The organism is Nocardioides sp. NPDC059952, from assembly GCF_042730435.1.
Taxonomy (GTDB): domain Bacteria; phylum Actinomycetota; class Actinomycetes; order Propionibacteriales; family Nocardioidaceae; genus Nocardioides.
In genome coordinates, this window is sequence record NZ_JBHWLY010000024.1 from 41,236 (window position 1) to 55,794 (window position 14,559).

Genomic DNA, 14,559 nt, shown 5'->3' on the forward strand with positions numbered 1-14,559 from the left:
AACACCATGGCTACCACCACGATCACCGCACGTCACCGCAGTGACCTGACCGCCGTCGAGTCGATCCGCAACAACGTCCTCGACGCCGTCCGCAGCCTCCGCAAGCCCGACCCGTCGGAGCACAAGCACCGTGGCGGGATGCCGCCGGCCGTCGGCAACACGATGTTCGGCGTCGCCGCCGTGGCAGCCGCCGGCATCGTCGCGCTCGGGGCCTTCCGCTGACCATGCGCCTACATCTTCGGTCCGTCGTACACAGCCTGATGCTGTGGGTGGACGCCCTGGGCCTACTGAGGGGGAGGGCCAGGGCACGGCCGGGGGGCCGCCGCACCACGGACTGAGTGTCGTCGCACGAGCGGATCGGGGGATTCACGCTCGCGCAGACGGCACCTGCGAGAGATCTCGTCATACCGGGGGATATCGACCGGATCTCGCAAGACCGCAGCCGACCATCCAGTGGGGGATGGTCGGCTGCGGCGCGTCTGCAGGTCGGCCGTCAGGCCGGGACCGACGACTCCTCCACCCGTCCGCCATCGGCAGGATCGGAGGCGGCCGCGTCGCGGCGTACGTCGGCGTCCTTCCACAGGTCCAGGAGCACCGCCGGCCAGATCTCCTCATCAGTCGCCGCGAGCTCCGGCCGCGTCCACCAGCGGTGCGCGGCCATGGTGAGCAGCTCCTCCTCGGTGTGGCCGGCGGTGGAGACCTCGAAGGCCGGCACCCAGCAGGCGTAGAAGACGTCGTCCTGGTCGATGACCACGTCGCTGTAGCCGTGCACGACGGTGCGCCGCATCGTCGGCCCGAGCAGATCGGCCTCGGTGACCCGGAGACCGGTCTCCTCCTCGAGCTCCCGCACCGCGGCGACCCGCTCGCTCTCGCCCGCATCGATGCCGCCGCCGGGGGTGATCCACCAGCGCGCTCCTGGGATGCCCGGGTCGGAGTCGGCGAAGAGCAGGATCCGGTCGCGGTCGTCGATCAGGAGCACCCGGACCGTGCTCCGGGTGCGGCGTGGCCGCTCTGCGGGCGCGACCGGGACGAAGGTGCGTGGGGAGTCTTCCTCGGAGGCCATGGCCCCATCCTCACCCACGCGGTGCGTACATGATCACGCCCATCCCGGCCAGACACAGCGCCGCACCGGCGATGTCCCAGCGGTCTGGCCGGTAGCCGTCCATCGCCATCCCCCAGGCGATCGAGCCGACGACGAAGACTCCGCCGTACGCCGCCAGGATCCGCCCGAAGTGGGCGTCGGGCTGCAGCGTGGCGACCACGCCGTAGAGGCCGAGCGCGATGAACCCGGCACCGACCCAGAGCCAGCCGCGATGCTCCCGCAGCCCCTGCCAGACCAACCAGGCGCCACCGATCTCGGCGATCGCGGCCAGCACGAAGAGCAGGAGGGAACGGAGGATCAAAAGCCCTCGCCGATCAGATGGGCGCCGCCCAGCGGATCGTTGTTCCAGGAGATCGTCGTCCAGCCCTCCTCCAGGCTGCCCTCGATGACCGCGAGGCCGGTGTTGCGGATCCGGTTGTCGTCGCCGAAGGCCGGCGACCGGGTGGTGCGCAGCCCGGTCCACATCCGGATCGCGGCACCGTGCGAGACGATCGCGACGGTGTCATCGGGCCCGTGCTGCTTGGCCACGGACTGCACCGCGGCGTCGTAGCGCGCCAGGAACTCGTGGCCCGCCTCACCGCCCGGAACCGGGGTCTCGAGCGTGCCGGTGACCCAGTCGCCGAGCGCCTCGAGATACGCCGTCACGGACTCCTTGTCGGTGGCCATCTCCAGGCGACCGGCGGTGATCTCCTCGAACCCCTCCTGCACGACGACCGGCAACCCGAGCCGGCGAGCGAGCGGCTCGGCGGTCAGCTGCGTACGCACGAGCCGGGAGGCGTACAGTCCCGCGATCCTCTCCCCCGCCAGCGCATCCGGCACCGCCGCGGCCTGGGACAGTCCGAGCTCGGTCAGCCCCGCTCCCGGGAAGGCGGTGTCGAGCGCCCCCGAGACGTTGCTCGGGGTCTGGCCGTGTCTGATCAGCAGAAGTCTCATATGCCGGTAAGGGTACGGGACCCACCGCACCGGAGGTGACGGACTAATCTGAATCCGGACGAACTACTTCCGGGAGCCGCCACGATGGGACATGACGAGAGCCCGACCGCTCGCGCACTGCTCACCCTCGAGCTGCTGCAGTCCTCCCCCGGCATCACCGCCGAGCGGCTGGGCGAGCGGCTGCGGGTCACCGAACGCGCGGCCCGACGCTACGTCGCGATCCTGCGGGAGGCGGGGATCACGGTCGAGTCCGAGCGCGGTCCCTACGGTGGCTACCGGCTCGGCCGAGGGATGCGTACGCCGCTCATCTTCACCACCGCGGAGGCGCTCGGCCTGGTGATGGCCCTGCTCGACGGTCACCACGACATCGCCGACGCCACCGGTCCGGTCGGGAGCGCGGTCGGCAAGATCGGCCGGGTGCTGCCCGAGTCGCTGTCCCAGACGGTGGCCGCGGTGCGGCGTACGATCTCGGCCGTTCCCGACCAGAGCGCCGTCTCGCCCGATCCGGACATCACCACCAGCCTGGTCCAGGCCTGCGACTCCCGGCGGCGCACGACCATCGCCTACACGACCGAGAACGGCAACGAGCGCAAGATGGTCGTCGACCCCTGGGCGGTCGTCGTGCGCCACGCCCGCTGGTACCTGCTCTGCTGGTCGCACACAGCCGACGCGCGCCGGGTGCTCCGCGTCGACCGGATGGGCGCGGTCGACATCGAGGAGACCGGCTTCGTACGTCCGGAGATCGACCCCGTCGCCGAGGTCGAGGAACACCTCGGCGAAGGCTGGGCCTATGAGGTCGAGGTCGTCTTCGACGCCCCGTTCGCGCAGGTCGACCGCTATCTTCCGCGCGTCCTGGGCCGCCTCGAGCCCATCGACGAGGGCCACTGCCGTCTCGTCGGGAGCACCAACAGCCCGGACTGGTACGCCCAGGAGCTCGCCCGCCGCGCCGTCCCGTTCCGGGTGGTCGAAGGCGACGAGGTACGCCGCTGCGTAGCCGCACTCGGCCAGCGACTCCTCGACGCCGCCGCGCGCTGAACGCCGAGACGTCACCCGCGTCGGCCGAGGTGGCAGGGAGGTGCCGTCTCGGCCGACGTGAGTGACGTCTCGACCGACGTACCTGACCTCTCGGCGGGTCAGCTGAGGCGAGCGGGGAGGTGCGAGTAGCCGCGAAGGATGCGGGTGGGGTGGCGCTCACGGTCGCCGACGAGCTCGAGGTCGGGGAAGCGCTCGAAGAGGAGCCGGAGGCCGATCTCGCCCTCCATCCGGGCCAGCGCGGCGCCGAGGCAGAAGTGGCGGCCGCTGGAGAAGGAGAGGTGGTCGCGGGCGTTCTCCCGGGTGACGTCGAAGGTGTGCGGGTCGGTGAAGACGGCCGGGTCGCGGTTGGCGGCGGCCAGCACGGTGTTGATGATCGTGCCGCGCGGGATCGCCTGGCCGGCGATGGTGGAGTCACGCCGGGCGACCCGCCCGGTGAGCAGCACGGGCGGGTCGAGGCGCAGGATCTCGTCGGCGGCGTTCGACCACAGGTCGGGCTGCGCCTTGAGCACCTCGAGCTGTGCCGGGTTGTCGTGGAGCAGCGCGATGCCGTTGCCGATCAGGTTCACGGTGGTCTCGAAGCCGGCCGCGAAGACCAGTCCGGCGATGGCCCTCAGCTCCCGCTCGCTGAGCCGGTCGCCGTCGTCGCGGAGGGCGACGAGCTGGCTGAGCAGGTCGTCACCGGGGTGCTCGGCGAGATACTCCAGGTGGCCACGGAGCCAGGTGTCGAACTCCTCCAGCGAGGCCTCCATGTCGCGGAAGGTGCGCCAGCCCAGGCCGATGTCGAGGCTCAGCGCCGCACCCTTGCCGAGCTCGAGCATGCGTTCGCGCAGGTCGACGGGGACGCCGAGCACCTCGGAGATGACCGTGATCGGCAGCAGCCCGCAGTAGCGGGTGACCAGATCGACGTCGGCCCCCGAGGCGGCCTCCTTCTCCAGGTCGTCGAGCAGCTCTCGGGCGATCTCCTCCGTCCGGGCGCGCAGCTTCTCGACCGCGCGCACCGTGAAGACACGAGTGACGAGCTTGCGGTAGCGGGTGTGCTCCGGCGGCTCGGTCGCCAGCAGCGACGGCGGCTGGAGCGGGGCGAAGACGTCGCTGGCCGACCAGCTCGCAGCCCTCGCCAGCAGACCGGTGCCCGACTCGTCGGGCGCGAAGAACCCGGTGATGAAGTCGTTGCTGGTCAGCACCTCCTTGATGACCTCGTGGTCGACCGCGAGGTGGCTGAACCCGCCCTGGTAGAGCGGACCGCGGGAACGGAACTCCTCGAACAGGTCGACCAGGTCGAAGGTGTGCGACCCGGGCCCGCTCAGGATCAGGTCGCCCTGGAGATCGCCCTTCCGGGCGGACCGGACGATGGCCGTACGCGGCAACCCGTGCCCCAGCGCCCAGCGCACGCCCTGCTTGGCGGTGCGTTCCACCGTCCCCAGGGTCCGGCCCAGGGTCCGGCCGGCAATCGAGCCGGCGCCGGCGGGCGGCGTGATCTTGAGCGGCATGCGAGACCTCCGAGGCGCAGGAACACGTTCCTGTGCAGCGTACGCCGAACGGGAGTCCCATACATCCGACCGTGGTAGCAATTCAGTCCTGTATCGAACCGCCTCGGCCCGGGGGTCAGCGCTTGACGAACTCGCGATCGCCCTTGGGCCACGAGTGCGTGTAGCCGGTGACCTTCTTGGCACCCTCGACCCGCACGCTCCACTCCGCGTGCCCGGACGCGACCGGCTTGACCACGACGAGCTGGTCGGGCTCGGTGATCGTGACCGTACGCGTGAACCGCTCCGGCGCACCCCACGGATCCATCGCGATCGTGGCCGTCACCGGCAGCCTGCTGGCGTCGATCCGCAGCCCGATGGCCTCGGTCATCGCGATCGCCTCGACCGACAACGTCCTGGTCGGCTCGGGCGCGGGCTTCTTGGTCGGCTTGGGAGTCGGTGTCGGAGTCGGTGTCGGAGTCGGTGTCGGAGTCGGTGTCGGCGTCGGCTCGACGCGGACCGAGGATGCCGACGCGCTCGGCGAGGGCGCCTCGTCGCTGGCCCCCGCGCTCGGCGCCGACTGCTGGCTCTGCGGCTCCTTCTTGTCGGACGAGTCCGCGTCGGAACCGGTCACGACGCCGCGTACGACCTCATAGATCAGGATCAGCAACAGGACAGCGAGGACGACCAGCACCACCCGGCCGCGACGCGTCATCCGCGACCGACGGTAGGGGGTCGATTCCAGGTGGTGCAGCGGCACCAACGGTCCGGCGACGGCCCTCCTGGCGGGGGTTCCTCGCACTGGTTCGGGCTCGGGCTCTGACTCGGGCTTGGACTCCGCTTCCGGCTCTGGTTCCGGCTCTGGTTCCGGTTCAGGCACCGGGACCGGCGCAGGTGCCGGAGGCGGGACCGGTGCCGGAGGCGGGACCGGTGCCGGGGGCGGCGCTGGCTCGGGCTCCGGTTCGGGCTCAGGCTCCGGTTCGGGCTCAGGCTCCGGTTCGGGCTCAGGCGCGGGTGGCGGCGCAGGTGGCGGCTCGACAGCCGGCGCCGGAACGGCCAGGACGGGCGGCACGTACGGCTCAGGCTCGGGCTCGGGGTCCGGCTCGACGATGCCTTGGACGATCACGGGCCCAGCCCCGGCGGGGAGCCAGGCCGCTCCGGGAACGTCGTCCGGCGAGGCGTAGCTCCCGAAGACCTCGAGGGTCTCGACGTCGGTGACGTGTCCGTCGGGATGGACGACCATCCGGACGCGGGCCTCGTCGTCGGTGGCTACGACCTGGACGGGCTTGCGACTCGGGCCGGCGAGCTGTTCCCGCACGGCTCGTACGCCTGCCTGGTGCGGATCCTCACCCCACGGACGGTCCACCACCAGGCCGTTGAGCGTCGTGACCCCGCGGGTGACGGAGAGGATGGCTGTCTGCTTCCGGGCCATCAGTGGCCTCCGGAAGGGTCAATGCACACGTGTGGGGGTCCTCGCGGTGGGGAAGCGGGCAACGGGCTCGGAAAGTGTGTCGTTCAAGCCTCAACAGGGCAACTCACACGCGCAAGCCCTACCCACCAGTTACCGTCTTGTCAGCCTGACTTCTCAGGCGGGCTCGCGAACCCTGTCGTCGAGGAAGTCGTCGAGCATCTCCACGGCGACCGCGTTCGCGGCTTGGATCTTGTCCTGGCTGACACCGCAGATCCGCAGGCACGAGGAAGCGATCGCCCACGCCTCCGGGCACGTGATCCTCCGGACCGTGTCGGTGGTGATCATCTCGGCGCGCATGCTGATGACACCTTCGACCTGCTGGATGAGCATGTTGCCCAGCTGCTTCAGGCTCACTCCCTCCAGCACCTTCTCCGAGGCCACCTCGCTGGCCAGATCGGCGTAGGCGGCGGCGAGCTCTTCGTGTTCCTGGCGGAACTCGGTGTAGACCTCGCCGTTGGTCACGTCCGGCAGCATGTAGAGCATGCCGACGTTGTGGTCCACATCGGCAAGCGTGCGTACGTCGACGAGCACCAGCAGATAAAGAGCCGTCTCATAATCGAGCGGCGGCACCTGGCTGCGGATCTTGTCGACCTTGTCCGTGGTCGGACGGACCGACTTACGGAGCAGCTCGACGAGGATCTCATCCTTGCCGGCGAAGTGGTAGTAGAGAGAGGCCTGACGGATGCCGACCTGGTCGGCGATCTCACGGGTGGACGTCGCTGCGAAGCCCTGGGACACGAAGAGTCGCGCAGCGGCATCGAGGATCTGGTCACGGGGTGAGGCATTACCCGAATCGGGCACATGCCTGGGGCGGCCGGGCCGAGAACGCCTAGTTGTCATGTACGCCATCTAAGCGGCCTCCCGAGTTTCGGGGAAGATTCGAAAGAGTCTTCTTCCCCTAAAGAACAGAGTCGAAAGTCCCACAGGAGGGTTGAATTCGCTGTCAACAAAGTGTAAGGCACGGCGATTCATCAGGCGCTGCACAGCAGCCTCCCGGGGCGATAATGCTGGCGGAATTCTGCCCAGTGTGACGGGGGTTTCGGCCCGTGAACAGAGCCATGTGCCACCTGGAGGAATGACCCCGGTCCCGTAACAGACATCCACGCTGAACGTTAAAGGCCCTGCTCAGACCGGTAACGACGCCAACTCCCGTGCGACGAGATATCGGCAGCCCTTTCGACCGCAAATGGCTCGACGAGAAATCCCGAGACCGAGGACCCGTCCGACAACGTGACCTTTCCGATAACCATCGGAGCGGGTACGCCATCCACGAATGTCCCGAAGCCCGCAGCCGGGACGCGCCACAGCTCGCCCTCGATCGGCACCCCGTTCCCGGGGCCACCCACGCGGACCAGTCCGGGCTTGGGCGGCACGGTCTCGAGCGCGAACAGCCGGTAGTCGGCGGAGGTCGACATCGGGCGCAACAGCGTCGCGCCGGCCTCGACCAGCTGGTGGTTGAGCGGTTGCCCCGACAGGTGCGCGCCGACGACGAAGAGATCGACACAGGGGCTGAGCAGCGTGTGGCCGAGCGCGGCCAGGGCGCGATCGCTGCCGGCGGCTCCGGTCAGCATCACCCCGAAGGGCAGCCCGCCGACCTGCCCGGCCGGGACCGCGAGCGAGGCCATGTCGAGCAGGTTCGCGAAGTTCGTGTACCGGCCCAGGCGCGCGTTCGCGCCGACCGGATCCGCGGCCACCTCGGCGAGCGTCGGATGCCACGTCGTCGTCGGCGTCAGCAGCGCCGAGCAACCCACCAGGGCCTCCCTCCCCGCCGCTCCCAGGCGCGCCAGGTGAGCCACGTCGCGTGCCCAGTCGGCTGCGCCGGGCGATGCCCCGGCGAGCACGATCGCGGCTACCGTCGGGTCCAGGCCGGTCCCGATGAGGTCGCGGTTGGCCTCGAGGTGGGAGCCCACCGCGGCGTACCTCTCGGCGACGAAGGCGCCGTCGTAGAGCAGCCTGGCGGCCTCGAGGAACGGCGAGATGTCGGTCTCGACGATCTCGATCCCGGCAGCGGCCAGCCGCGCGACCACGGCCCGGAAGGCGTCGGCCCATCCCGGAGCGAGCCCATCGAGGTGCTCGCCGGCCGGCACCGCCACCCTCGGCACGGGTGGCAGCCCGGCATCCGCCGGCAACGTACGCGACAACGGATCCGACGGGTCGGGACCGGCCATCAGCTCCGCGGCCGCGCGCGCGGACCCGAGATCCCGGGCGAAGACGGTGACGCAGTCGAGCGTGTAGCAGGCCGGCACGACGCCGGTGACCGGCACCAGCCCGCGCGAGGGCTTCACTCCGACGATGCCGTTGAGCGCCGCCGGCACCCGGCCGGAGCCCGCGGTGTCGGTCCCCAGCGCGAGGTCGACCAGACCCAGGGCGACCGCGACCGCCGAGCCCGACGAGGATCCGCCCGAGATCCGGCTCGGATCCCAGGCGTTGCGGACCGCTCCGTACGGACTGCGGGTGCCGACCAGACCGGTCGCGAACTGGTCCAGGTTGGTCTTTCCGACGACCAGCGCCCCGGCCGCCCGCAGCCGGGCGACGGCGGTGGCGTCAGCCGTAGGCGGGTAGGCGAACGAGGGCGCTCCCGCGGTTGTCGGCAGGCCGCGGACGTCGATGTTGTCCTTGACCGCCAGCAGGCGTCCGGCCAGCGGCAGGATCTCGCCGCCGGCCACCTTCGCATCGATCGCGGCGGCCTCCTCGAGCAGGTCGTCACGCGTACGCAGCGAGATCCAGATCTCCGGCCGACCCGATGCCTCGATGCGGTCCAGCGCCTCGGTGGCGCGGGCGACCGCACCGTAGGGAAGGGCGTGGATCAAGACCCGAGCCCGTCGAGAGCGATGTCCTGAGCTTGTCGAAGGGGCCGCACCGCGGCGATGACCTGACCCGGGACGATCTGCTCGCCCGGCTTCACGTAGACCTCGACCACCTCGCCGGAGACCGGGACCGGGACGCTGGCCTCCATCTTCATCGCCTCGACGACCATCAGCGGGGCATCCTGGGTCAAACGGGCTCCGCGGCTCGCGACCACCTTCCACACGGTCGAGGTGAACGGCGCGGTCACCTGCACGCACCCTTCCGGCACCTCGACCTCCGTGGGTTCACCCCGCGCGTCGATGCGGTCGCAGATGTCGAACTCCCCCGCCGCCTTCCAGCGCTCGCGCTCCTCCTCGAAGGCGGCGGACTGCTGGTCACGGAAGGCTGCGATCGAGTCCGCGTCGGCGGTGAGGAAGCGGTCGTACTCCTTGATCGAGAAGGTGCCCTCCTCGGTCTCGAACTCACCACGCCCGGCGTCGACCTCCGCCCGCAGCTCCAGGAGCTCGTCCGCGGAGACCGGATACCACTCGATCCGGTCGAAGAACCGCAGCGCCCAGGGGTCGTCGTGGAAGAGCCCGCCGGCCGACGTCGAACGCCGGAAACGGTTGAACACCTGCGTCGTCCGCCCGACCAGCTGATATCCGCCCGGCCCCTCCATCCCGTAGATGCACATGTACGCGCCGCCGATGCCGACGGAGTTCTCCGCGGTCCAGGTGCGGGCCGGGTTGTACTTGGTCGTCACCAGCCGGTGCCGCGGGTCCAGCGGCGTCGAGACCGGCGCCCCCAGATAGACGTCTCCCAGCCCGAGCACGAGGTACGTCGCGTCGAAGACGGTCCGATGGACCTCCTCGACCGAGGCGAGTCCGTTGATCCGGCGGATGAACTCGATGTTCCACGGCGCCCACGGTGCGTCGTCGCGTACGCCTGCGGTGTAGCGCTCGATCGCCTCCCGGGTCGCCGGGTCGTCCCAGGAGAGCGGCAGTCGCACCCGCCGCGAGGGCACGGTCAGCTCCGACGTGGCCGGGAGGTCCTCCTCCAGCTCACGCAGCAGCCCCGCGACCTGGCCGGCCCTCAGGACCGAGGAGTCGGTGTGCACCTGCAGCGACCGGATCCCAGGCGTGACGTCGATGATGCCGGCGGGCGCGTGCTCGGCCAGGGCCGACTGCAGCGCGTGAACGCGCATCCGAAGACCCAGATCGAGGGTCATCGGCCCGTACTCCACCAGCACGGAGTTGTCCCCGCTGCGCCGATAGGTGACCTCAGGCCGCGCCGGCGTCCGGGGCAGCCTGCCCAGCACACCGTCGTCGCCGTCCCCACCCGCACCGCCGGCCACCGTCAGGGAAGCCCGGTGGTTGACCAGGCCGGCGGCCTTGCCCTCCCGCACCGGCACGAACCGAATCGTGTCGCCGGGTCGCAGCTGCCCGATCTTCCACAGCTCGCCGCTGGCGACCACCGCCGGACAGACGAACCCTCCCAGCGACGGCCCGTCCGGGCCGAGGATGATCGGGGTGTCGCCGGTGAAGTCGAGCGAACCCACCGTGTAGGGCGTGTCGTGGATGTTCGAGGGATGCAGCCCCGCCTCGCCACCGTCGGCCCGGGCCCAGGTCGGCTTCGGCCCGATCAGGCGTACGCCGGTGCGGGCCGAGTTGTGGTGCACCCGGTAGCTCGCCGAGTAGAGCTGGTCCAGGTCCGCGCGCGTGAAGAACTCCGGGGCACCGTGCGGGCCCTCGGTGACGCCGATCTCCCAGCTGTTGGTCAGCGCCGGCCGTCGCGAGAGCGGCGTCGCCGCGGGCTGCACCTGGGGGTCGACCGCTGTCCCCGGCCGGAGCACGTCACCGCGCTGGAGCGTACGTCCGGCGTGCCCGCCGAACCCGCCGAGGGTGAAGGTCGAGGCACTTCCCAGATACTCCGGTACGTCCAGGCCACCCCGGACCGCGATGTAGGTCCGCAGCCCCGGCCCGTCGGTACGGCCCAGCTTCAACGTCGCTCCCGCGGGGAGCTCGATCGGCTCCCACTGCGGGGCAGGGACGCCGTCGACGCTGACCGGCATGGGGGCACCGGTCACGCAGACGACGGCGGGATCGGAGAAGACCAGCGTCGGCCCCGCGGCCGTCGCCCGGCCGGTCGCCAGCGGCACCGTGACCTCGAGACCCGGGGCACCGCGGTCGTTGCCGACGGCCAGGTTGGCCTCGGCGAAGGAGACCGGGTCGAAGGGACCCGAGGGCGGCACGCCGACCTGCCAGTAGCCCACCCGGCCGGGAAGGTCCTGGACGGTGGTGAGCACACCCGGGTCGAGCACGTCGATGCGTGGATCAGGGTCCCCACCGCTGCCGGCCTTGGCACGTTCGGCCAGGGTCGAGGTCGAGTGCGTGGCCGAGCGGAGCTCGGCGTACGTCGTCATCGCGCGCAGCGCGGAGACGTTGGTGACGATCCCGTCGATTCGCGTCCTGGCCAGCGCTGAGCCCAGCGTGTCGAGCGCCTCCTCGCGGGTGGCGCCGGTGGCGATCACCTTCGCGAGCAGCGGGTCGTAGTGGGGCGAGACCTCGAGCCCGGTCTCGATCCAGGAGTCCACCCTGACGGTGTCGGTCGGCTCCGGTAGGAGCGCGCGCGTGACCAGGCCGGACGACGGCATCGAGTCCTTGGCAGGGTCCTCGGCGTAGACGCGTGCTTCGACGGCGTACGCCTGGGGTGCGGGGGACTTGCGGAAGAGCTCGTCGGGCAGGGCGGTGACGCCGTCGCGGGCCAGCCGCAGCATGAGCGCGACGATGTCGATGCCCATCACCTGCTCGGTGACGGCGTGCTCGACCTGGAGGCGGGTGTTCACCTCCAGGAAGGAGATCTGCTCACGGCTCGGGTCGTAGACGAACTCCACGGTCCCGGCCGAGCGGTAGGAGACCGACTTGGCGAGCTGGCGTGCGGAGTCGTGCAGGACGGTGCGTACGTGCTCAGGGAGGGAAGGCGCGGGCGCCTCCTCGATCACCTTCTGGTTGCGGCGCTGCAGCGAGCAGTCGCGGTCGCCGAGCACGGCCACCTGACCCTCGCCGTCACCGAAGACCTGCACCTCGACATGACGGGCTGGCCGCACCAGGCGCTCCAGGAACACCCCCGCGGTCCCGAAGCTGGTCTGGGCGAGCCGGGCGACCCGCTCGAACGCGACCCTCACGTCCGATTCCGAGCTGCACGCGGTCATCCCGATACCGCCACCGCCGCCGGTCGCCTTGACCATCACCGGCAGCCCGATCCGGGCCGCCTCGTCGGCCGCCTCGTCCGGGCCGGAGAGCAGCCCCGAGCCGGCCAGCATCGGCACCCCGGCGTTCTCGGCGAGCCGGCGGGCCGAGTGCTTCTCGCCGAACGCGCTGATCTGGTCGGGCGTCGGACCGACGAACCGGAGTCCCGCCGCCTCCACCTCCCGGGCGAATGCGGCGCTCTCGGACAGGAACCCGTAGCCGGGGTGGAGCAGCCCCGCACCGGTGCGCAGGGCCGCCTCGATGATCAGGTCGCCGCGGAGATAGGAGTCCCGTGCGGGCGCGGAGCCCAGGCAGACGGCCTCGTCGGCCTCCCGCACGTGTGGTGCCGCCCGGTCGGCCTCGGAGAAGACCGCGACCGTACGCATCCCGAGCTCACGCGCGGAGCGCATCACCCGGCGGGCGATCTCCCCTCGGTTGGCGACCAGAACGGTGTCGAAGGATGGACCATCCGTCATGCGTCGGCCTCGTAGTCGACATCCGGCTCGGACACGATCATCCGTAAGGGCGTCGGGTTGAAGTCGTTGCAGGGGTTATTCATCTGCGGGCAGTTGGAGATGAGGACGAGCGTGTCGATCTCGGCACGCAGCGCGACCCGTCTGCCGGGCGCCGACATGCCGTCGACGATGCCGAGGGCACCGTCCTCCTCGATCGGTACGTTCATGAACCAGTTGATGTTCGAGACGATGTCGCGCATGCCGAGCCCGTGCTTGGCCCCTTCGGTCAGGAAGTTCTCCCGGCAGCCGTGGTGATACATCACGTGGTGGCCGTAGCGCAGCGTGTTGGACTCGCGCGAGCAGGCGCCCCCGATGGTGTCCTGGCGGTCGATCTCGTTGTCGACGACGGTCATCAGGGCACGACCGAGGTTGCTGCGCAGCACCGTCCCGGTGCGGATGTAGGCGTTGTCCTGCCAGGCGAGCGTGTCCGGAGCGCTGTAGCGCTCGTCGGTGTGGTGCGCGTTGTAGAGCAGGCAGTCACCCGACTGGTTGCCACCGACATCGACGATCGTCAACACCTGCCCGACACGTACGACACCCGACCACGAGGCCCGCGGAGCCACCTGCTCGTCGAGCACGACCGCACCCGGCACCAGCGGGTCACCCCACTCCAGGTGAGTGCTGTCGGCGTACGACGCCCCCACGGGGACGCTGGAGACCAGCTGCCCGTCGGGCGTCAGATAGGTGGTCACAGGGACGGGAATGGTCGTCACAGGCCTCATCACCGGGTTGTCGATCGTGGTAGTCACAGGCCCCGAGCCTCCGCATAGTCGAGTGTGTTCAGATACGCCCGCCGAACCTCGGGAGAGGCGTCGAAACGCTCGTCCGCCGGGGCCGTCGGTTTGGTTTCCGGCGTACGCCAGGCGTGCACGCGCAGCGGCCCCACGATGTACTCCGGACGTGGATCCCGCGGGTGCGGGACGTTGGCGATCAGCACGAGCAGGGGCAGCTCGGCCACGAGCTCGACCGCGGTCCCGGCGCCCGAGGAGCCCGACCAGTCGAAGCTCCCGTCCTCCGCCACCCGGACGCCTTGGAAGAACGAGACCGAAGGAGGTACGTCGGCCGGCCCGAGCCCGTGCTTGGCCGCCGCCTTCACGAAGAGGTCACGGCCGGCGGGCGCGGGCCCCTCGGGCAGCGCGGTGCCGTACCGCAGCGCGTTCCAGGCAGCGGTGCTCGTCCCGCAGAACGCGTCGTGCCGGCCGGAGGTGTCGGCGAGGATCGTGGCGAGCACCCGGCCGTCACCGGAGAGCAGCGGGTGGCCGGCGCCGAGGTAGGCCTGCCACGGGATCTTCTGGGTGTCGGCGACGTTGAGCCGCTCGGTCGGCTCGAGCGCGTTGTAGACGAGGGTGTGGGCGCAGGCCTCACCGGTCGGGTCCTCGAGCCGGAACCGCGTGCCGCGGGCGAGGACCTTGTGGGTGTAGCTGCCGGGCGCGACCGTCTCGGCCCAAGTCAGGCTCTCCGGGTCGACGTCGTTCGGAGCGAACGGGCTCGTCGATGCCGGTAGGTACGGCATCCAGTCGCTGACCTGCCCCCCTTGCGCGCGAGCGTCTGCCCGTGCGTTCAGCACCGTGTCCGTGCTGTGGTCTGCAGCTAGCGCCACCCGGGTCCTCCTTGAAGCATGATTAACCTGTCGACTGACAGGTAAGCATGTAGGTCAAGGGCGTCGGGGGCAAACCAAGACTGTTGGAAACCTGAGTCCGAAATGTGGGGTCGGAGTCGGAGAATTTCTTCCCTGTCGGTCGATCGATTCTTACCGTTTTCGGCTGGACCTCGCTAGGGGGGAAGGACCATTTGCTGCCGAATTCCCGCGTGCGGTGCCGCCTGATGGAGCGATCTCCTCACAGACGGGACCAGCCCGACGGACGCACCACCTGTCAAAAGACAGGTAACAGATGCGGTGTGATATCGGACACCATTCCGATGGTGCTCCGGAACCGTGCCGAGGAGCGGACCGAAAGGGCCGCCGGAACCCTGGTACGACTGACATCGGCCCTCCGGGATG

General features: G+C 70.2%; 12 protein-coding genes. 2 read left to right on the top strand and 10 right to left on the bottom strand.

Features of this window, described 5'->3' with window-relative positions; all coding sequences use genetic code 11:
- The first annotated feature begins 6 nt into the window (after window positions 1-6).
- The gene (locus ACFV9G_RS13300) at window positions 7-222 is read left to right on the top strand and encodes a hypothetical protein (protein ID WP_378727940.1); all 216 of its coding nucleotides are present in this window, start codon (window positions 7-9) and stop codon (window positions 220-222) included.
- A gap of 271 nt (window positions 223-493) precedes the next feature.
- Here the strand turns inward: ACFV9G_RS13300 and ACFV9G_RS13305 are convergent, their stop codons facing one another.
- Genes ACFV9G_RS13305 through ACFV9G_RS13315 form a run of 3 tightly spaced genes read right to left on the bottom strand, consistent with a single transcriptional unit; the run spans window position 494 to window position 2,035 of the window.
- Complete coding sequence (locus ACFV9G_RS13305) at window positions 494-1,063, bottom strand: NUDIX hydrolase (protein WP_378727941.1); 570 nt, start codon at window positions 1,061-1,063, stop codon at window positions 494-496.
- A gap of 10 nt (window positions 1,064-1,073) precedes the next feature.
- A complete protein-coding gene (locus ACFV9G_RS13310; protein ID WP_160026218.1) occupies window positions 1,074-1,403 on the bottom strand; it encodes a YnfA family protein in 330 nt (109 codons plus the stop codon).
- Window positions 1,400-2,035: a histidine phosphatase family protein gene (locus ACFV9G_RS13315; protein WP_378727942.1), complete on the bottom strand. Its 636-nt coding sequence runs from the start codon at window positions 2,033-2,035 to the stop codon at window positions 1,400-1,402. Before ACFV9G_RS13315 ends, ACFV9G_RS13310 begins: the two co-directional genes overlap by 4 nt.
- A gap of 84 nt (window positions 2,036-2,119) precedes the next feature.
- Here ACFV9G_RS13315 and ACFV9G_RS13320 point away from each other — a divergent pair, with 84 nt between their 5' ends.
- Window positions 2,120-3,070, top strand: a complete 951-nt coding sequence (locus ACFV9G_RS13320; RefSeq protein WP_378727943.1) for a helix-turn-helix transcriptional regulator — start codon at window positions 2,120-2,122, stop codon at window positions 3,068-3,070.
- Window positions 3,071-3,168: 98 nt separating this feature from the next.
- Here ACFV9G_RS13320 and ACFV9G_RS13325 read toward each other — a convergent pair whose 3' ends face one another.
- The 7 genes from ACFV9G_RS13325 to ACFV9G_RS13355 form a co-directional block, all read right to left on the bottom strand.
- Window positions 3,169-4,560: a cytochrome P450 gene (locus tag ACFV9G_RS13325; RefSeq protein ID WP_378727944.1), complete on the bottom strand. Its 1,392-nt coding sequence runs from the start codon at window positions 4,558-4,560 to the stop codon at window positions 3,169-3,171.
- Between the two features lie 115 nt (window positions 4,561-4,675).
- Window positions 4,676-5,968: a hypothetical protein gene (locus ACFV9G_RS13330; RefSeq protein ID WP_378727945.1), complete on the bottom strand. Its 1,293-nt coding sequence runs from the start codon at window positions 5,966-5,968 to the stop codon at window positions 4,676-4,678.
- Window positions 5,969-6,121: 153 nt separating this feature from the next.
- Window positions 6,122-6,847, bottom strand: coding sequence for a TetR/AcrR family transcriptional regulator (locus tag ACFV9G_RS13335; protein WP_378727946.1), 726 nt, complete (start codon window positions 6,845-6,847; stop codon window positions 6,122-6,124).
- Between the two features lie 272 nt (window positions 6,848-7,119).
- Window positions 7,120-8,817, bottom strand: coding sequence for an allophanate hydrolase (locus ACFV9G_RS13340; protein ID WP_378727947.1), 1,698 nt, complete (start codon window positions 8,815-8,817; stop codon window positions 7,120-7,122).
- A complete protein-coding gene (gene uca, locus ACFV9G_RS13345; protein ID WP_378727948.1) occupies window positions 8,814-12,518 on the bottom strand; it encodes an urea carboxylase in 3,705 nt (1,234 codons plus the stop codon). Before uca ends, ACFV9G_RS13340 begins: the two co-directional genes overlap by 4 nt.
- Window positions 12,515-13,306 carry an urea amidolyase associated protein UAAP2 gene (locus ACFV9G_RS13350; protein ID WP_378727949.1) on the bottom strand — a complete coding sequence of 264 codons (792 nt, stop codon included), beginning with the start codon at window positions 13,304-13,306 and terminating at the stop codon, window positions 12,515-12,517. The genes uca and ACFV9G_RS13350 overlap by 4 nt, the downstream gene beginning before the upstream one ends.
- The gene (locus ACFV9G_RS13355; protein ID WP_378727950.1) at window positions 13,303-14,157 is read right to left on the bottom strand and encodes an urea amidolyase associated protein UAAP1; all 855 of its coding nucleotides are present in this window, start codon (window positions 14,155-14,157) and stop codon (window positions 13,303-13,305) included. The genes ACFV9G_RS13350 and ACFV9G_RS13355 overlap by 4 nt, the downstream gene beginning before the upstream one ends.
- Window positions 14,158-14,559 lie beyond the last annotated feature (402 nt).